21 protein-coding genes are annotated in these 17,046 nt (G+C 67.8%); 19 read left to right on the top strand and 2 right to left on the bottom strand.

From position 1 onward, the window contains the following. Nucleotides 1-10: 10 nt before the first annotated feature. The 18 genes from BMW87_RS22750 to BMW87_RS22835 all read left to right on the top strand — a co-directional run bounded on the left by BMW87_RS22750 (nt 11) and on the right by BMW87_RS22835 (nt 13,853). Nucleotides 11-793, top strand: coding sequence for a GntR family transcriptional regulator (locus BMW87_RS22750; RefSeq protein WP_093058302.1), 783 nt, complete (start codon nt 11-13; stop codon nt 791-793). Then, nucleotides 790-1,590 carry a transporter substrate-binding domain-containing protein gene (locus BMW87_RS22755; RefSeq protein ID WP_093078781.1) on the top strand — a complete coding sequence of 267 codons (801 nt, stop codon included), beginning with the start codon at nt 790-792 and terminating at the stop codon, nt 1,588-1,590. Before BMW87_RS22750 ends, BMW87_RS22755 begins: the two co-directional genes overlap by 4 nt. A 15-nt stretch (nt 1,591-1,605) precedes the next feature. Beyond that, nucleotides 1,606-2,268: an amino acid ABC transporter permease gene (locus BMW87_RS22760; RefSeq protein ID WP_093058300.1), complete on the top strand. Its 663-nt coding sequence runs from the start codon at nt 1,606-1,608 to the stop codon at nt 2,266-2,268. A gap of 24 nt (nt 2,269-2,292) precedes the next feature. Further along, nucleotides 2,293-2,946 (top strand): amino acid ABC transporter permease, encoded by a 654-nt coding sequence (locus BMW87_RS22765; protein ID WP_093058299.1) that lies wholly within the window; start codon nt 2,293-2,295, stop codon nt 2,944-2,946. Beyond that, entirely contained in the window at nt 2,930-3,709 is a 780-nt protein-coding gene (locus tag BMW87_RS22770; protein WP_093078782.1) for an amino acid ABC transporter ATP-binding protein, read from the top strand. Before BMW87_RS22765 ends, BMW87_RS22770 begins: the two co-directional genes overlap by 17 nt. Nucleotides 3,710-3,763: 54 nt before the next feature. Then, a complete protein-coding gene (locus BMW87_RS22775; protein ID WP_093078784.1) occupies nt 3,764-4,252 on the top strand; it encodes a GNAT family N-acetyltransferase in 489 nt (162 codons plus the stop codon). 18 nt (nt 4,253-4,270) lie between these two features. Next, on the top strand, nt 4,271-5,164 hold the full coding sequence (locus tag BMW87_RS22780; RefSeq protein ID WP_093078786.1) for a LysR family transcriptional regulator: 894 nt from the start codon (nt 4,271-4,273) through the stop codon (nt 5,162-5,164). A 91-nt stretch (nt 5,165-5,255) separates the two neighbouring features. Beyond that, complete coding sequence (locus BMW87_RS22785; RefSeq protein WP_093078787.1) at nt 5,256-6,236, top strand: Bug family tripartite tricarboxylate transporter substrate binding protein; 981 nt, start codon at nt 5,256-5,258, stop codon at nt 6,234-6,236. Nucleotides 6,237-6,238: 2 nt separating this feature from the next. After that, nucleotides 6,239-7,207 (top strand): M14 family metallopeptidase, encoded by a 969-nt coding sequence (locus BMW87_RS22790; protein ID WP_371127407.1) that lies wholly within the window; start codon nt 6,239-6,241, stop codon nt 7,205-7,207. Nucleotides 7,208-7,264: 57 nt separating this feature from the next. After that, on the top strand, nt 7,265-7,846 hold the full coding sequence (locus BMW87_RS22795; protein WP_093078789.1) for a DUF1439 domain-containing protein: 582 nt from the start codon (nt 7,265-7,267) through the stop codon (nt 7,844-7,846). After that, nucleotides 7,843-8,847, top strand: a complete 1,005-nt coding sequence (locus tag BMW87_RS22800) for a glycerophosphodiester phosphodiesterase (RefSeq protein ID WP_093078790.1) — start codon at nt 7,843-7,845, stop codon at nt 8,845-8,847. Before BMW87_RS22795 ends, BMW87_RS22800 begins: the two co-directional genes overlap by 4 nt. Further along, entirely contained in the window at nt 8,844-9,122 is a 279-nt protein-coding gene (locus BMW87_RS22805; RefSeq protein WP_093078792.1) for a hypothetical protein, read from the top strand. Before BMW87_RS22800 ends, BMW87_RS22805 begins: the two co-directional genes overlap by 4 nt. Before the next feature lie 36 nt (nt 9,123-9,158). Continuing rightward, complete coding sequence (locus tag BMW87_RS22810; protein WP_093078793.1) at nt 9,159-9,575, top strand: hypothetical protein; 417 nt, start codon at nt 9,159-9,161, stop codon at nt 9,573-9,575. Nucleotides 9,576-9,652: 77 nt separating this feature from the next. After that, nucleotides 9,653-11,128: a TolC family protein gene (locus BMW87_RS22815; RefSeq protein WP_093078795.1), complete on the top strand. Its 1,476-nt coding sequence runs from the start codon at nt 9,653-9,655 to the stop codon at nt 11,126-11,128. Nucleotide 11,129: 1 nt separating this feature from the next. After that, on the top strand, nt 11,130-12,521 hold the full coding sequence (locus BMW87_RS22820) for a multicopper oxidase family protein (protein ID WP_093078796.1): 1,392 nt from the start codon (nt 11,130-11,132) through the stop codon (nt 12,519-12,521). A gap of 33 nt (nt 12,522-12,554) precedes the next feature. After that, nucleotides 12,555-13,073, top strand: coding sequence for a cupredoxin domain-containing protein (locus BMW87_RS22825; protein WP_093078798.1), 519 nt, complete (start codon nt 12,555-12,557; stop codon nt 13,071-13,073). A 10-nt stretch (nt 13,074-13,083) separates the two neighbouring features. After that, nucleotides 13,084-13,530, top strand: a complete 447-nt coding sequence (locus BMW87_RS22830; protein WP_093078800.1) for a DUF411 domain-containing protein — start codon at nt 13,084-13,086, stop codon at nt 13,528-13,530. A 32-nt stretch (nt 13,531-13,562) separates the two neighbouring features. Continuing rightward, on the top strand, nt 13,563-13,853 hold the full coding sequence (locus BMW87_RS22835) for a copper-binding protein (RefSeq protein ID WP_093078801.1): 291 nt from the start codon (nt 13,563-13,565) through the stop codon (nt 13,851-13,853). Here the strand turns inward: BMW87_RS22835 and BMW87_RS22840 are convergent. Then, nucleotides 13,822-14,811 (bottom strand): isocitrate lyase/PEP mutase family protein, encoded by a 990-nt coding sequence (locus BMW87_RS22840; protein WP_218149766.1) that lies wholly within the window; start codon nt 14,809-14,811, stop codon nt 13,822-13,824. The two genes, BMW87_RS22835 and BMW87_RS22840, sit on opposite strands and share 32 nt — an antisense overlap. A gap of 12 nt (nt 14,812-14,823) precedes the next feature. Here BMW87_RS22840 and BMW87_RS22845 point away from each other — a divergent pair, with 12 nt between their 5' ends. Then, nucleotides 14,824-15,720, top strand: coding sequence for a LysR family transcriptional regulator (locus BMW87_RS22845; protein WP_093078804.1), 897 nt, complete (start codon nt 14,824-14,826; stop codon nt 15,718-15,720). Here the strand turns inward: BMW87_RS22845 and BMW87_RS22850 are convergent. Beyond that, the gene (locus BMW87_RS22850) at nt 15,717-17,018 is read right to left on the bottom strand and encodes an NAD(P)/FAD-dependent oxidoreductase (RefSeq protein ID WP_093078909.1); all 1,302 of its coding nucleotides are present in this window, start codon (nt 17,016-17,018) and stop codon (nt 15,717-15,719) included. The genes BMW87_RS22845 and BMW87_RS22850 overlap by 4 nt on opposite strands. Nucleotides 17,019-17,046: the final 28 nt, after the last annotated feature.

Raw genomic sequence — 17,046 nt, forward strand, 5'->3', positions numbered from 1 at the left:
ATGCAGGCCTATGGCCATCTCCGCATCCGAAATCAGTGCACGCATCGTCGAAGCGGTGATGGCGCAGAAGCTCGCGCCGGGTTCGCGCCTGGGCGAGCAGCAGCTGGCGATGCTGTTCGACTGCAGCCGCACCATCGTGCGCGAGGCCCTCACGCGGCTGGCGGCGCGCGGCATCGTCACGGTGAGCGCACGGCGCGGCTGGTTCGTCATCGAGCCCTCGCAGGACGAGGCGCGCGAGGCCTTCGAGGCGCGGCGCGTCATTGAGCTGGGCCTCATCCGCAGTGCGGGCAGCACCGGAAAGATCGAGAAGACCGCTCTGCGCCAATTGAAGGCGCACCTCCAGCGTGAAAAGGCCGCACTGAAAGAAAGCGACGTCGGCAACCGCAGCTTCCTGCTGGGCGACTTCCATGTGTGCCTGGCCGAATGCCTGGGCAACACGCTGCTGGCCGACACGCTGCGCGACTACACGGCGCGCACCACGCTGATCGCCATGCTCTACCAGTCCACGCACGACGCGGTGCAGTCGTGCGAAGACCACGTGCAGATCGTCGCGGCGCTGGAGCGCGGCGACCATGCCGCCGCCGAAGCATTGATGGCCGCGCACATCGGCACGGTGCAGTCGGCGCTGCGCGTGCAGGCGCCCACCGATCCGCTCGCGCAACTGCGCGATGCGCTGGCGCCGCTGCAAAACACCAATGCCGCCCCGGCGCCCAAGGCCAAAAAGCGCCGCAAGGCCGCCGACGCCGCGTCCCCCGATTCAGATTCTTCGACTTACCTAGGAGCCCTGCTATGACCTTCTCTGCATCCAAACGCCACCTCGCCCTTGCGCTTGCTTCAGTCGCCATGCTGGCTTCGGCCGGCGGCGCGTACGCCCAGAACGCGCTCGACAACGTGCTCAAGGCCAAGACGATCAAGATCGCCGTGCCCACCGACTACCCGCCCTACGGCTCGGTCGACAAGAACATGAAGCCGCAGGGCCTCGACGTTGAAATGGCCGAGCTCATCGCCGCCAAGCTCGGCGTGAAGGTCGAACTGGTGCCCGTGACCAGCGCCAACCGCATTCCGTACCTGCAGACCAGGAAGGCCGACCTCGTGATCTCCACGCTCGGCAAGAACCCGGAGCGCGAGAAGGTGATCGAGTTCACGTCGGCTTATGCGCCCTTCTTCCAGGCCGTGTACGCCGCCAAGAGCATGAAGCTCACCAGCTTCGCCGACATGGCCGGCAAGACCGTCGCCGTGACGCGCGGCGCGATGGAAGACCAGGAGCTGAACAAGGTGGCGCCGCCGAACGTCGACTACCGCCGCTTCGAGGACAACAACGCGACGATCGCGGCCTTCGTGGCCGGCCAGACGCAAACCCTCGCGACCAGCGCGGCGGTTGCTGGCGACATGCTCGCCAAGAATCCGAAGGTGAGCGCCGAGTTCAAGCTGCTGCTGAAAGACAGCCCCTGCTTCGTCGGCGTAGCCAAGGGCGAAACCGCGTTGAAGACCAAGGTCAACGAAATCATTGCCGCCGCCAAGAAGGACGGCACGCTGGACGCCATGTCGAAGAAGTGGCTCGGCAAGGCAGCCGGCGACCTGCCCGTCTGATCGAACTGCGCGGCCATGAACATCGAGTTTGACTTTGGCGCGGTGCTCGCCGAATGGCCGCTGCTGCTGCGCGGCGTGGCGTGGACCGTCGGCCTCACCGCCGTGGGCACCGTGCTGGGCATGATCGTCGGCACCTTCTGCGCATGGGCGCGCTCGGGCGGCCCGAAGTGGCTGCGCGCCATCGTGGGCACCTATGTGGAGCTGATCCGCAACACGCCCTTCATCGTGCAGCTGTTCTTCATCTTCTTCGGGCTGCCGGCGGCGGGCGTCAAGCTCTCGCCGGAGGTGGCTTCGGTGATCGCGATGGTGATGAACCTGGGCGCCTATTCCACCGAGATCATCCGCGCCGGCATCGAAGCCACGCCCAAGGGGCAGATCGAGGCGGCCGTGAGCCTGGCGCTGAGCAAGTCGCAGGTATTCCTGCGCGTGGTGCTGCCGCCGGCGCTGAAGAAGGTGTGGCCCGCAATGGTGAGCCAGATCGTCATCGTGATGCTGGGCTCCGCCGTGTGCGGGCAGATCTCGACCGAGGAGCTGAGCTACGCGGCCAACCTGATCCAGAGCCGCAACTTCCGCGCCTTCGAGGCTTTCATCATCGCCACGCTGATTTACCTGGCGCTGTCGGTGGCGCTGCGGCGGCTGCTCGACTGGGCGGGGCCGAAGTTCTTCTTCGGCCGCTGACCGAATACCGAGGCCTTTTTCACCATGGCTGATTTTTCTCTCTGGGACATCCTGCGCAACCTGCTGATGGCGTTGCGCTGGACCGTCGTGTTGTCGCTCATCGCCTTCATCGGCGGTGGCCTCGTGGGCGCGCTGCTGCTGTTTTTGCGGATGCGCGGCGGCAAGGCGATCGGCAGGGCCGTGAGCCTTTACGTGCAGCTCTTCCAGGGCACGCCGCTGCTGATGCAGCTGTTCCTGGCCTACTTCGGCATTGCGTTGTTCGGCATCGATGTGTCTGCGTGGACGGCCGCGAGCGTGGCGCTCACGCTCTACACCAGTGCGTTCCTCACCGAGATCTGGCGCGGCTGCGTGGCCTCGATCCCGAAGGGCCAGTGGGAAGCCTCGGGCAGCCTGGCCTTGAGCTTCGGCGAGCAGATGCGCCACGTGATTCTTCCGCAGGCCGTGAAGATCGCCATCGCGCCAACGGTCGGCTTTCTGGTGCAAGTCATCAAGGGCACGGCGCTGGCGTCGGTGATCGGCTTTGTCGAACTCACCAAGGCCGGCAGCATGATTTCGAACGCCACCTTCAAGCCCTTCGTGGTGTTCAGCTGCGTGGCCCTGCTTTATTTCGTGCTGTGCTTCCCCGTGAGCCTGTACGCCAAGAATCTCGAGAGGAAAACCCATGGCCGCCGTGCTTGAACCGCAACAACCCGCCACCTCGGTGGGCGCTCCCATCGTGCGCATCACCGCGCTGCGCAAGTCGTACGGCACCAACGAAGTCCTGAAGGGCATCGACCTCGACGTGAAGCGCGGCGAGGTGATCGCCATCATCGGCAAGAGCGGCTCGGGCAAGAGCACGCTGCTGCGCTGCATCAACGGACTCGAAGTGTTCCAGGAAGGCTCGCTCACGGTCGACGGCAAGCCCCTGCTGCACGAAAGCGCCATGGCCATGCGCGAGCTGCGCCAGCGCGTGGGCATGATCTTCCAGAGCTTCAACCTGTTCCCGCACCTCACGGTCGGCAAGAACGTGATGCTCGCGCCCACGTTGGTGAAGAAGCGAGGCAGCCTCGAAGCCGCCTCGCAGGCGCGCAAGCTGCTCACGCGCGTGGGCCTGGCCGAGAAGTTCGACGCCATGCCCGACCAGCTCTCTGGCGGCCAGCAGCAGCGCGTGGCCATCGCCCGTGCGCTGGCGATGGAACCGGCCGTGCTGCTGTGCGACGAAATTACATCGGCGCTCGACCCCGAACTGGTGGGCGAGGTTCTGCGCGTGGTGGAGTCGCTGGCCGACGAGGGCATGACGCTGCTGATGGTCACGCACGAGATGAGCTTCGCGCGCAAGGTCAGCGACCGCGTGATCTTCATGCACCAGGGCCGCGTGCACGAGATGGGGCCGCCGGCGGAACTGTTCGGAAATCCGCAGACGGCGGAGCTCAAGCAGTTCCTGTCGTCACTGCATGACTGAGTGATTGAGGCCGAGAGGGGTCTTGCGGTCGGTCGGCTATCCTCCGCCACCGCGATGTACATAGAGCAAGCAACACCCTCCGAAGCGGCCACAGTTGCCGCCGTTCTGAACGAAGCCGCCCAATGGCTCGTCGCCGATGGCCGGCCGCTGTGGTCGGCCGCCGACGTCGGCCTCGAGCGCGTGCAGCGCGACACCGATGCCGGGCGCTACTTCATCGCACGCGAGAACGGCGACGTGGCCGGCGTGGTGCGGCTCGACATGGAAGACCCCTTCTTCTGGCCCGAGATCGAACCGGGCAGTTCGGCGTTCGTGCACAAGCTGGCTGTTCGCCGGGCGTGGGCCGGGCGCGGCGTGTCGACCGCCCTCCTGGCCTTTGCACGAGAGCGCGCCTTCGAGCTCGGGCGCAGGCATCTGCGGCTCGATTGCGTGGCAGACAGGGCGGCCCTGCGAAGCCTCTACGAACGCTTCGGTTTCCTGCTGCACAGCGAGATTCAAAAGGGCACCTCGTCCTTTGCCCGCTACGAACTCCCCTTGGGCAACTAGCCAGCCTCGCTCCGCACCATGCAATTCAAATGGATGGAGGACTTCATCGCGCTGGCGCAGACGCGAAGCTTTACGCGCGCGGCCGAGCTTCGCCACGTCACGCACCCGGCCTTCGGGCGGCGCATCCGCGCACTCGAGTCGTGGGCCGGCGCAACGCTGATCGAACGCGGCAGCTCGCCGGTCGTGCTGACGGCGGCAGGCGAGAGCTTCCTGGACAACGCAAGCCAGGTGGTGCGCAGCGTCGAGGGCTCGCGTGAAGAGGTGCACAACGTGGCCGGCCGGCAGGCCCGCACTGTGACGCTGGTCACGGGCCGCACGCTGGCGCGCACGGTGATGGCCGACTGGCTGGTGCGGCTGCAACCCGTGCTGCGCGATGGCGAGGTGCGCGTGCTGACGGGTGCGCTGGCGGAAACGGTGCGGATGCTGGAACACAACGAGGTGGATTTCTCGCTGATCTTTCATCACGCCGCGCTCACTTTCCGGCTCGATGGGCGGCAGTTTTCCCATGTGACGGTGGCGTCTGACAAGCTTGTGCCCGTGTCGCGCACCGATGCGCAAGGCCTTGCCAGGCACAGCTTCGACGGCAACGGCCAGGTGCCGTTTCTGTCTTATGTCCGCACGCTCGCCATGGGCCGCATGGTGGAAGACCTGCTTGCCAACAATCCGCAGGCGCCGCGCCTCCAGCGTCGCATCGAATGCGATTCGGCCGATGCGCTCTACGAGTACGTGCTGAGAGGGCTGGGCGTGGCATGGCTGCCCTGGTCGATGGTGCAGGGCGATTGCAAGGCCGGCCGGCTGGTGCCCGTGGGCGGCCGGCGCATGGAGGTGCGCTTCGAGGTTCGGCTCTATCGGCCGAAGCGCCGGCTGGGTCCGCTGGCCGAGGATGTGTGGCGGGCAATGACGCCGCGCTAGCCCAATCGGCACGGCTTCGTGCCAGTACGGCACCACGCAGGAATGATCGGCTCCGCAGAATCCTCGGGATTACTACAACTCCGAGGCAACGATGCGTCTTCCCCGTGCTTTCTCCTCCTGTCTCGCCGTGGCCCTGTGCGGCCTTGCCTGGGCCGCCTCCGGCCCGGCCAATGCCCAGGCCTACCCGAACAAGCCCATCACGCTAGTGGTGGCCTACCCGCCGGGCGGCTCGACCGATCTCACCGGGCGTGCGCTCGGCGTCGAGTTGTCCCATCGCCTTGGCGTACCGGTGATCATCGACAACGTGGGCGGTGCCGGTGGCGCCATCGGCGCGCAGAAGGTCGCCAATGCCGCGCCCGATGGCTACACGCTGCTCGCCGGTGCCAGCAACGAAGTGGCAATCAACAGGCTGGTCAACAGCAACGTGAAGTACGAGCCGAAGGACTTCACGCCCATCGGCCTGATTGCCTCGCAGCCGCTGGTCCTGGTGGCCGCCCCGGGCGCCGGCGTGAAGAACACCGGCGAATTCCTCGCGCTGCTGAAGAAGAACCCCGGCAAGTACAGCTACGGCAGCTCCGGCGTCGGAACCTCGCTGCACCTGGCCGGAGAAATGCTCAAGCAGCAGGGCGGCGTCTTCATGACGCACGTGCCCTACCGCGGCGTGGCGCCGCTCACCAATGACCTTCTGGGCGGCAACATCGACTTCGGCGTGTTCGTCCTCTCCAGCGCCCTGCCCTACATCCGCAGCGGCAAGATGGTGGCGCTGGGCACCACCGAGGCCAGGCGCTCGGCCATCACGCCCGACCTGCCGGCGCTCAGCGAGAGCCCGAGCCTCAAGGGCCTGGACATCGGCGTCTGGTTCGCGCTGCTGGGGCCGGCGAAGCTGCCGGAGCCGGTGCTGGCCCGGCTGAAGACGGCACTGAACGAGACGCTGCAGTCGCCCGACTTCCGCAAGAAGATGGAAGCCGCCAGCTCGGTCGTGCCGACGTCGAACGTGGACATCGACAAATTCCTGGTCACCGAGACCGCCAAGTACAAGACCATCGTCAAATTCGCCAACATCAAGGAATGAGCTTGTCCACGCTGTTTCAACTCCCCGCCCCCGACCTCTCTGCCTGGCGCGCCGGCAACACCGGCGTCGAAGGCGTCTGGCACTTCGAAGCCGAAGCGCCCGGCCGGCACGTGATGATCAGCGCACTCGTGCACGGCAACGAAGTGTGCGGCGCCTGGGCGCTCAAGGGCCTGCTGGAGGCCGGCGTGCGCCCGCAGCGCGGCACGCTCACGCTGGCGTTCTGCAACCTGGAAGCCTTCGACACCTTCGACGTGGCCGACCACGATGCCTCGCGCTTTGTCGACGAAGACCTCAACCGCCAGTGGCTGCCCGATCGCATCGAGGCCGGTGGCACGCGGGAGAGGCGTCGTGCCGCGGCGCTGCTGCCCTATGTGACTCAGGCCGACTGGCTGCTCGACCTGCACTCGATGCACGAGCCCTCGGCGCCGCTGACGCTCACCGGCATCCAGCCGCGCAATCTGCGGCTGGCGCAGGCAATGCGCAGCCCGGAGCACGTGGTCATCGACGCAGGCCACAAGGACGGCGTGCGCATGCGCGACTTCGGCCGGTTCGGCGCGCCCGATGCCGACGCGCAAAGCGACGCCCTCGCACTGCTGGTCGAATGCGGATTCCATGGCGACCCGGCCAGCCGCACGGTGGCGCAAGACCAGTGCGCGCGCTTCCTGCGGGCGGCCGGCACGCTGGACGATGCCGCCATCGCGCAGCAACTGCCCGGCTGGCTGCAGCCCGACGCACCCCGGCAGTGGGCGCTGGACGTGACCGGCCCCGTGGTGGCGCGCGGCGAGGACTTCCGCTTCGCGCAGCCCTTCACCGGCCTGGAAGTGATCGAACGCGCGGGCACCGTGATCGGCTGGAACGAGGGCGAGCCCGTGGTCACGCCCTACGACGACTGCGTGCTCGTGATGCCCTCGACACGCCAGGCCAAGCCGGGCGTGACGGTGGTGCGATACGCCCGTCGCCGGCTCCTCTAAGGCCTCCCCGGGGGCGGCTGGCGGGAACCTTTGCGGCTGTGGCAAGCTCGGGCCGGTATGAACCTCCGCACCCCGTCCCCCACCTCCCGTCGCCGGGTGCTGCGCGCGCTGCTGGGCGCCGCGGCCCTGCAGGCGCCCTTCGCGGCGCTGGCCGGCTTCAATTTCTTCACCAGCGAATACACCGCCACCCGCGACGAGCTGCAGACGCAGATCGCCAAGCGCTTCCCGGTGGCCGAGCGCTATGCCGAGATCTTCATGGTCGGGCTGCGCGATCCGCAGCTGGGCCTGGACGCACGCGGCAACCGCGCGGCCATCACGGCCACGCTGACCATCGCCAGCCCGCTGCTGGCGGCCTCGCCGGTGCAGGGCCTGGTGTCGGTCAGCAGTGCGCTGAGGTACGACCCGGCCACGCGCGCGCTGCGGCTCGACCAGCCCAAGGCCGAGCGCCTCGAGCTGCAGGGCGTCGAAGGCCGCGACGCCGAGCGGCTGCAGAAGATCGGCGCGGTGGTCGCGCAGGAACTGCTGCAGGGCCAGGTGCTGCGCAGCTTCACGGCCGACGAACTCACGGTCGGGCGCAAGACCTACGAGATCGGCGACATCACGGTGCAAGACAACGGGATCAAAGTGCAGCTCAAATGAAATACGCCCTTCTCTCTGCTGCCCTTTCCGCCCTGCTCATGGCAGGCTGCGCCGCCGTCCTGCCCACGGCCAAGCAGCACTTCGACCTCGAAGCCCACCGCGGCGGACGCGGGCTGGCTCCCGAGAACACGCTGGCCGCGTTCTCCAATGCCGTCGACCTTGGCGTGACCACGCTCGAACTCGACATCGGGCTCACGGCCGACGGCGTTGTCGTGATCTCGCACGACACCTCGCTCAACCCCGACCACACGCGCGATGCGAGCGGCGCATGGCTGGCGCCGAACACCGGCGCGGCCATCCGCTCGCTCACGCTGGCCCAGCTGCAGACCTACGACGTGGGCCGCCTCAACCCGACGAGCAACTACGGCAAGCAGTTCGCGCTGCAGCAGCCGCGCGACGGCGAGCGCATTCCCACTCTGGCCGCGCTGTTCGCGCAGGTGCAGGCACGCGGCGCCGACGCGGCCACGGTGCGTTTCAACATCGAGACCAAGATCGACCCGACCAAGCCTGAGGAAACCGCCGCGCCCGAGCCGATGGTGCGCGCGCTGCTCGCCGAGATCGACAAGGCGAAGATGGCCGACCGTGTGACGATCCAGAGCTTCGACTGGCGAACGCTGGCGCTGGTCGGCAAGCTCGCGCCGCAATTGCCGCGCGCCTACCTCACAACGCCCCGCACGCTGAAGGACAGCCGCTGGACCGCCGGAATCGATGCGGCCGGCTTCGCCTCGGTGCCGCAAATGGTCAGGGCCGCTTCGGCCAACGCGCCGGGCCCGGTGATCTGGTCGCCGGCTTTTGCCGACCTCACGCCTACCGTCATCAAGGAAGGGCAGAAGCTCGGCCTGAAGGTGCTGCCCTGGACCGTGAACCAGCGCGCCGACATGCAGCGGCTGATGGACTGGGGGGCGGACGGGATCATCACGGACTACCCGGACATCCTGCGCGACCTGATGCGCGAGCGCGGGCTGTCGCTGCCTCCGCCCGGAAAGAACACCAAGTCATGAGCGCCGCACAGCAACTCGACACCATTGCCGCGCGCATCGCGGCCCTGCGCACTAATGACGGCGGCTCCGTCACCACGCTGTCGAACGAAGCCCGTGCCTGCGCCGAGCTGCTCGGCGCCCTGCCACCGCGCTACGGCGAGGTACTGCTGAGCCTGCTCGACCGGCTGGAGTCGAGCGCGCTCTTCAGCGAAGAAAGCTGCTCCTTCAGCCAGAAAGACCTGCTCGACAACCTGCAGGCGTGGGTTGACAAGGCCCGGGGCCAGCTGGTGTCTTGAACTGATGTCTTAGGACGCAGGTTTATCATCCCGCCCATGCGCACCCTGCTGCTCGCCCTCATGATCGCCCTGCTGCCCATCCGCGGCTGGCTCGGCGATGCCATGGCGGTCGAGATGGTGCGGCATTCGCTGCCGGCGGCTGAGGCGGCCGTGTCCATGGCGACAACGGCCACCGAAGCCCACTGCCACGAGGCGATGGATGCCGGCAGCAGCATGGACATGCAGATGGACATGGCGGACCACGCCGGTTCGCATGACAACAGCAGCAACGACGGCGCCGGCCATCAAGGCTGCGGCACCTGCACCGCCTGCCAGGTCTGCCACACGGTGGCCCTTGGCGGCATGCCCCTCGTCGACATCGTGCACAGCGCGCCCCAGGCGCCGCCCGCGGCACACGCGGCCCGCTTCGCCAGCGCAGAGCCCGCACAGGGCCTGAAGCCGCCCATTTCCTGATCTCCCTGCCCGTAGTCCGTCCGCAGTGAGCCCTTTCCGGCTCGCAGCGTCCGTCGTATTGCTCATGGAGATCGAGCGTGAACCCCATTGTTCGCCGGCAGCTTGCCGGCCCCCCTTGCTATCGAAGAAGTAGCGCGCTGCTCAAACGCGCCACTGCACTCGCGAGCGTCCTGATACTGGCCGGCTGCGCCAGCCTCTCGCCCGACGGCGGCACCGCCGACGTGCAGGTGCTGGTCAACGGCAACCCGCTGATGGCGGGCACCGCAGCCCAGCGCACGCCCGACGAAGCCTCGCAAAAGAGCGTCGATGCCCTGCTCGCCAGGCCGCTGGACGTCGAAGCCGCGGTACGCATCGCGCTCATCAACGGCCCGCGCGTGCAAGACGCCTTCGCCACCCTGCAACTTAGCGATGCCGACCGTGTGCAGGCCGCGAGCCTGCCGAATCCGGTGCTTTCCTTCAGCCGCCTGGCGCAGGGCAGCGAACGCGAGTTCGAGCGGATGCTCAGCTTCAACGTGGTGGGCCTGGTCACGCTGCCATGGCAGGCCCGATGGGCTGGCCAGCGGCACGAGGCGGCCAAGCTGCAGGCTGCGCAAAGCGTGCTGATGCTCGCCGCTGACACTCGCCGCGCCTGGGTGCGCGCAGTGGCCGCGCAGCAAAGCGTGGTCTACCTGCGCGATGCGAAGGAGGCGGCCGAAGCCGGCGCCGAGCTCGCGCATCGCATGGCCCAGGTCGGCAACTGGAGCGCGCTGCAGCGCACGCGCGAACAGTTGCTGCTGGCCGATGCCTCCGCGCAGCTCGCGCGGGCCGAACAGGCGGCTGTCGCTGGCCGCGAGCAGCTCACGCGCCTGATGGGCCTGAGCGGCGCTCGCGCCGCCTACACCCTGCCCGACCGCCTGCCACCGCTGCCGCAAGCCGCGCCCGAACTGGGCGACGTGCAGGCGCTGGCGCTGCGCGACCGCCTCGACGTGCGTTCGGCGCAAGCGCAGAACACCGCCGTGGCCGGCTCGCTCGGCCTGACGCATGCCACCAGCGTGATCAACGCGATGGAACTGGGCGTGGTGCGCAACACCACCTTCGACAACGACGCCGACCGCACGAAAAAGACCAAGCGCGGCTTCGAACTCGACCTGCCCATTCCGATCTTCGACTGGGGACAGGCCCGCAACGGCCGCGCCGAGGCGCAATACCTGCAGTCGGCCGCCCGCGTGCGCGACGTGGGCGTGCTGGCCGCGAGCGAGGCGCGCGAAGCATGGCAGGGCTGGAACACCGCCTACGCCATCGCCCGCCGCTACCGCGACGAGGTGCTGCCGCTGCGCAAGAAGGTCAACGAGGAGATGGTCCTTCGCTACAACGGCATGCTCGCGAGCGTGTGGGAGCTGCTTGGCGAAACGCGCGCCAGCATGCTCGCCGTGAACGCCGGCATCGAGGCGCAGCGCGATTTCTGGCTGGCGGACACCGATCTGCAGCTGGTGCTCACGGGCAGCTCGCCCGGTGGAATGACGGCTGCGCAGACCGCGTCGGCCGGTGATGCCCCCGCAACGGGAGGCCATTGAAATGAATCGTCGCAACTTCTTCGCAGGCGCAGCCACCGCTGTTGCCGCAACCACCGTCAGCCGTGTGTCCATGGCAGCACTGCCCGAACCTGTGTCGCAAGGCTCCACCGCCACTGCGCCGCCGCTCGTTCCGCCGAACGGCCGCCCCTACAACCCCGTCGTCACGCTCAACGGCTGGACGCTGCCCTGGCGCATGAACGCCGGCGTCAAGGAATTCCACCTCGTCGCGGAGCCCGTGGTGCGCGAGATGGCGCCAGGCTTCAAGGTCAACATGTGGGGCTACAACGGCCAGTCGCCCGGCCCGACCATCGAGGTGGTCGAGGGCGACCGCCTGCGCATCTTCGTGACCAACCGGCTGCCCGAGCACACCACCGTGCACTGGCACGGCCAGCGCCTGCCCAACGGCATGGACGGCGTGGGCGGCATCACTCAGCCGCACATTCCGCCGGGCAAGACCTTCGTCTACGAGTTCACCGCGCGCCGGCCCGGCACCTTCATGTACCACCCGCACGCCGACGAGATGGTGCAGATGGCGATGGGGATGATGGGCTTCTGGGTCACGCACCCGAAGGAGAGCCATCCGCTGATCGAGCCCGTGCAGCGCGACTTCTGCTTCCTGCTCGGCAGCTTCGACGTGGAGCCCGGCAGCGCCACGCCCAAGGTCAACACCATGACCGACTTCAACATCTGGAGCTTCAACAGCCGCGTGTTCCCGGCCATCGACACGCTGAACGTGCGCAAGGGCGACCGCGTGCGCATCCGCGTGGGCAACCTCACGATGACCAACCACCCCATTCACATCCACGGTCACGAGTTCGAGGTGACCGGCACCGACGGCGGCCCTGTGCCGCGCACCGCGCGCTGGCCCGAGGTGTCGGTGGACATCGCGGTGGGCCAGATGCGGCAGATGGAATTCATAGCCGACGAGGAAGGCGACTGGTCGCTGCACTGCCACAAGGCGCACCACACCATGGGGCCAATGGGCCACGACGTGCCCACCATGATCGGCGTGGACCACAAGGGCGTGGCCGAGAAGATCCGCAAGCTCGTGCCCGACTACATGGTGATGGGAGACAAGGGCATGGCGGACATGGGCGAAATGGAGATGCCCATTCCCGACAACACCGTGCCGATGATGACCGGCACCGGCCCCTTCGGATCGGCCGAGATGGGCGGCATGTTCACGCTGCTGAAGGTGCGGCGCGACCAGAAGCCCGGCGACTACCGCGATCCGGGTTGGTTCAAGCACCCGCCCAGCACCGTCGCGCGCGAAGTGCCGAACGCGAACGTGCCACCGGCCACGCGCAAGGAAACACCCGCGCCGTCGATGAAGAACAGCAGCCCGGACGCAACCGTGCGCAAACCCTCCGGGTCTGGCGCACACAACCACTGATTCCTTTACCCCTTCCTCTCTGGAGCTCAAATCATGAACAAGACACTCATCAAGTCCATCGCCGCGGGCCTCGTGCTCGCGGCTGCCACTACTGCTTCGTTGGCCCACGAGGCCCACAACGGCCCCAAACCCAAAGGCGCCGCCGCGCTCGCGCCCGAGCAGAAGGCCTGGGGCATCGCAGGCAAAGCCAATGCAGTGAAGCGAACCATCGACATCGCGATGGCCGACGACATGACCTTCACGCCCTCGGTCATCGAAGTGCGCGAAGGCGACACCATCCGCCTGCGCCTGAAGAACCGCGGCAAGGAACTGCACGAACTCGTGCTCGGCACCACCGCCGAGATCGAGGCTCACGCGGCCATGATGAAGAAATTCCCGGACATGGAACACGACGATCCGTGGATGGTGCACGTGCCCGCCGGCAAGACCGGCGACATGGTCTGGACCTTCAACCGCGCCGGCGATTTCGACTTCGCCTGCCTCGTGAAGGACCACTACGAACTCGGCATGGCAGGCCGCATCCGCGTGCTGGCTGCCGCTGGCAAATCCTGAAGGAGAAACCATGCAACGAAGAACCCTGCTGCTGGCACTGGCTTCCACTGCCGTGCCTTTCACAGCGATGGCCGCGGCACCGATGGTCGAGATCTGGAAAGACCCGAACTGCGGCTGCTGCCAGGACTGGGTCAAGCATCTCAACAAGAGCGGCTTTGCCACGCGCGTGCACGACGAAGGCAACACGGCCGCGCGCACCCGCCTGGGCATGCCCGCCAAGCTGGGCTCGTGCCACACGGGCCTCGTCGGCGGCTACGCCATCGAAGGCCACGTGCCCGCACGCGAAGTGCAGCGGCTGCTCAAGGAAAAGCCCAAGGCCGTCGGCCTCGCCGTGCCCGGCATGCCGATCGGCTCGCCGGGCATGGACGGCCCTGCTTACGGCGACCAGCGCGATTCCTACGACGTGCTGCTGGTGCTGGCCGATGGCAGCACGCGCATCTATCAAAGCTATCGCTGAATCAACCATTTACCGAGGAAAGCAAACTCATCATGAAGAAACTGTTCACCGCACTCTCTGCCGCCCTGCTCGCCGCGGCGGCCTTTGCGCAGGCCGCATTGCCGTCCGTCGAAGGCGAGGTCCGCAAGATCGACACCGACGCGAAGAAGATCACGCTGAAGCACGGCGACATTCCCAACCTCGAGATGACGGGCATGACGATGGTCTTCCGCGTGAGCGATCCCGCGCTGCTCACGAAGGTGAAGCCCGGCGACAAGGTGCAGTTCACGGCCGACAAGGTCGACGGCGCACTCACTGTGCTGTCGATAGCGCCGGCAAACTGAGCTTCGCTCGCAGTGCCCCTTCGAACAGGGCATTGAGTTCGTGCTGGGGAATCTGGCTGCCCGCGTAAGAGACCGTTCCGTGCGCGTGCAGTTCCCGCGCGCTGCGCCTCACGAGCGCCATGACCGAGCGTGCGATCGATCCCCCGACGCTGATCCGCGCGGCCCCTGCATCGATCAGCTCGAAGGCGCTGGCAGAAGCCTCGTTCAGCCCCATCACGATGTTGAGAGGGCCCGCGATTTCGCGCGCCAGCGTCGCGACCCGGGACAGGTCAGTGACCCCGGGCACGAACACGCAGTGCGCCCCCGCCTCCATGAAGCGGTTGGCGCGCCGGATCGCGACGTTCAGCGCATCGTCGCCGGGAAGCAGGAACGCATCGGTGCGTGCGTTCAGCACGAAGCCGCCTCCTGCGGCATCGATGGCGGCACGGGCGGCTGCGATGCGGGCGACGGCCAGGCTTTCGTCGAACAGGCACCCATGCTCGGCATCGGTGTCCTCGATGTTGCCGCCCGCCGCACCCGCGTCGATGGCCATGCGAACGGTGTCGGCGACGTGCTCCGGCGCATCACCGTAGCCGGCTTCCAGGTCGGCACTCACGGGAATGGCCACCGCCTCGGCGATCTTCCTGACCACGGCGAGCATCTCCTCGCGGCTGACTGAGAGGCGGGCATCTCTGACGTTGTAGTCCGGCTTTCCCAGCGAGAACGCGATGCCGGCGCTGGTGGTGCCGATTGCCTTGAAGCCCTCTGATGCGAGCAGCACCGCGCTGCCCGGATCCCAGGCGTTGGGCATGATGAATCCGCGCTTCGCCCGATGCAGTTCGAGGAAGGTGCGGCCGCGCGCAACGCGTGTCTCCTGGTCCATGTCAACTCCGCCGTGATGGATGAAGGCGCGATGGTGATGTGGAGGCAGATGCGCGTCAAACGCATAATATTTCTTTGATCTATCGATCTCTTGCATGGGTGGCGTCACATGGATTCAGAAGCTCTTGCCACGTTCCTGACGGTGCATCGGCGAGGCGGCGTGTCTGCAGCCGCGTCTGCGCTTGCACGCACGCAATCGGCAATCAGTCGCCGCATCGCGCTGCTGGAGGAGGAGTTGGGCGCGCCGCTGTTCGAGCGCATCGGTCGCGGGCTCCGGCTGAGCCAGGCGGGCCAGGCCCTGCTGCCCCACGCCGAGAAGGTTGCCGCTGCGCTCGGCGACGCTGCCGCCGCGGTGGAGGCCGCCAAGTCCGGCGCGGCAGGCACGGTGCACCTCGCGGCTGTCGGAACGCTCGCAAGCTCCGGCCTCGCTGCCGTGCTCGCCACACTCAAGTCCTCGCTTCCCGACCTCGACATCCGCCTGCAGACGGCAACCAGCGCCGAGGTCAGCGAGAAGGTCCGTGCCGGCGATGCGGCCGTGGGGTTGCGCTACTACGAAGATCCGTCGCCGGACCTCCTGTGCAAGATCATTCACCACGAGCGACTTGTGATCGCATGCGCGCCGGCCCATCCGCTCGCGGGCAAGCGGTTGAAGTCGCTCGTCCGTCTTTCGGGGGAACGGTGGCTGGCTTTTCCGCAGCAGCCGCGGCGCGCAGAGCCCTACGCGGAGGCGATCTTTTCGCAGTTCCTCGTGCGGGGCGTGGAGCGGATCGACTGGACCGCCATCGACAGCCTGACCGCTCAGAAGCGCCTGGTCGAAGCGGGATTCGGCCTGGCGCTCCTCCAGGAAAGCGCCATTGCCGAGGAAGTCGGACAAGGCAATCTCGCGCTGGTCCGAGTCGCGGATCTCGATGTGAGCGTTCCCGTAGCTTGCGTCGTGCGCCGGTCGGCATTTCTCAGCCGCGCGACGCGCGCACTACTCACGGAGCTGGAGCGCGGCGAACTCTAGGACTTGAAGCGCCCCGGGTCGAAAGGCGCCAACGGTATCTCCGCAGCAACGCCCGTGAGCAACTGCGCCACCAGCCGCCCCGTGCGCGCCGAGCCACACAGGCCGACATGGCCATGCCCGAAGGCCAGCACGATGTCGGCGCTGCCGCCTGACGGGCCGATGCAGGGCAGCCCGTCGGGCAGGCTCGGGCGGTGTCCGAGCCAGTGCTTCACGGAAGGCGCGCCGGGCGCGGGTCGTGCAAGCGACGGAAACATCGATTGCAGATGCTCGTGCAGGATTTCGGCGCGGCGCCAGTCGGGCGCCGCTTCGAGGCCCGCGATCTCGACCTGCCCTGCCGCGCGCAGGCCGCCGTCCATCCAGTGCGCGATGAGCTTGCCGTCGGCCACCATGGTCGGCGTGCGCGGACCGGCCGTGGCGTCTTCGACGACCACGTGGTAGCCGCGCTCCGACTCCAGCGGCACCGCGGAGCCGGCGGCTGCGGCCAGCGTGCCCGAGCGGGCACCGGCGCAGATGGCGGCGCCGTCGCAGGCGATTTCGCCGGCCTCAGTGCGCACGGCGCGCAGACGGCGGCCCTCGATGCGAAAACCCGTCGCGCGGGCGGCGACACGTTCGGCGCCCACATCGAGTGCATGCTGCGCCAGGGCCGCCACGTAGGCGCCCGGATTGCGGCAGTGGCCGGCTTCGGGCACGAAGATGCCGAGCGTGTAGCGCGCCGCCAGATCGGGCTCGCGGCGGCGCAGTTCGTCTTCCGGCCATTCCTCCCACTGGACGCCGACGCGCTGGCGCACGCGCCAGCCCAGCGCATCGCCGTCGAACTCGGCGCGCGAACGGTAGGCGTGCAGCAGCCCGCGCCGCTCGATGAGCTGCGGCACGCCGGCCTCGGCGGCCAGTTGCGCATGCAGCGCGGGCGCGTCGGCCAGCAGCGTGCGGAGGGCATCGGCCGTGCGCTGCACGCGCGCCTCGGTCCAGCCCGAGGCCAGGTAGCGCAGCAGCCATGGCAGGGCCCTCGGCAGGTAGCGCCAGCGCAGGGCGAGCGGCCCGAGCGGGTCGGCCAGCCAGCCCGGCACCTTGCGCCAGGCACCCGGCAGCGCGGGCGGCACCACGGAGTGCGACGACAGCCAGCCGGCATTGCCGTAGCTCGTGGCCTGCGGACCACCCGGTTCGCCGGGCTCCACCACCGTCACGCGCAGGCCCGCGCGCAGGGCTTCGATGGCGGTGGCGCTGCCCACCGCGCCCGCGCCGATCACCACGACATGACGGCGGCCGCCGTCTGGGGAGAAACTTCTTGCAACTGTCATGGTGGGGATCGTAGAGGGTGCGGTCTCA

Source organism: Variovorax sp. OV084, assembly GCF_900111625.1.
Taxonomy (GTDB): Bacteria; Pseudomonadota; Gammaproteobacteria; order Burkholderiales; family Burkholderiaceae_C; genus Variovorax.

Coding starts and splice junctions, on each gene's coding strand:
- BMW87_RS22750 (WP_093058302.1), top strand. CDS start 11: ATGGCCATCTCCGCATCCGAAATCAGTGCACGCATCGTCGAAGCGGTG.
- BMW87_RS22755 (WP_093078781.1), top strand. CDS start 790: ATGACCTTCTCTGCATCCAAACGCCACCTCGCCCTTGCGCTTGCTTCA.
- BMW87_RS22760 (WP_093058300.1), top strand. CDS start 1,606: ATGAACATCGAGTTTGACTTTGGCGCGGTGCTCGCCGAATGGCCGCTG.
- BMW87_RS22765 (WP_093058299.1), top strand. CDS start 2,293: ATGGCTGATTTTTCTCTCTGGGACATCCTGCGCAACCTGCTGATGGCG.
- BMW87_RS22770 (WP_093078782.1), top strand. CDS start 2,930: ATGGCCGCCGTGCTTGAACCGCAACAACCCGCCACCTCGGTGGGCGCT.
- BMW87_RS22775 (WP_093078784.1), top strand. CDS start 3,764: ATGTACATAGAGCAAGCAACACCCTCCGAAGCGGCCACAGTTGCCGCC.
- BMW87_RS22780 (WP_093078786.1), top strand. CDS start 4,271: ATGCAATTCAAATGGATGGAGGACTTCATCGCGCTGGCGCAGACGCGA.
- BMW87_RS22785 (WP_093078787.1), top strand. CDS start 5,256: ATGCGTCTTCCCCGTGCTTTCTCCTCCTGTCTCGCCGTGGCCCTGTGC.
- BMW87_RS22795 (WP_093078789.1), top strand. CDS start 7,265: ATGAACCTCCGCACCCCGTCCCCCACCTCCCGTCGCCGGGTGCTGCGC.
- BMW87_RS22800 (WP_093078790.1), top strand. CDS start 7,843: ATGAAATACGCCCTTCTCTCTGCTGCCCTTTCCGCCCTGCTCATGGCA.
- BMW87_RS22805 (WP_093078792.1), top strand. CDS start 8,844: ATGAGCGCCGCACAGCAACTCGACACCATTGCCGCGCGCATCGCGGCC.
- BMW87_RS22810 (WP_093078793.1), top strand. CDS start 9,159: ATGCGCACCCTGCTGCTCGCCCTCATGATCGCCCTGCTGCCCATCCGC.
- BMW87_RS22820 (WP_093078796.1), top strand. CDS start 11,130: ATGAATCGTCGCAACTTCTTCGCAGGCGCAGCCACCGCTGTTGCCGCA.
- BMW87_RS22825 (WP_093078798.1), top strand. CDS start 12,555: ATGAACAAGACACTCATCAAGTCCATCGCCGCGGGCCTCGTGCTCGCG.
- BMW87_RS22830 (WP_093078800.1), top strand. CDS start 13,084: ATGCAACGAAGAACCCTGCTGCTGGCACTGGCTTCCACTGCCGTGCCT.
- BMW87_RS22835 (WP_093078801.1), top strand. CDS start 13,563: ATGAAGAAACTGTTCACCGCACTCTCTGCCGCCCTGCTCGCCGCGGCG.
- BMW87_RS22840 (WP_218149766.1), bottom strand. CDS start 14,811: ATGCAAGAGATCGATAGATCAAAGAAATATTATGCGTTTGACGCGCAT.
- BMW87_RS22845 (WP_093078804.1), top strand. CDS start 14,824: ATGGATTCAGAAGCTCTTGCCACGTTCCTGACGGTGCATCGGCGAGGC.
- BMW87_RS22850 (WP_093078909.1), bottom strand. CDS start 17,018: ATGACAGTTGCAAGAAGTTTCTCCCCAGACGGCGGCCGCCGTCATGTC.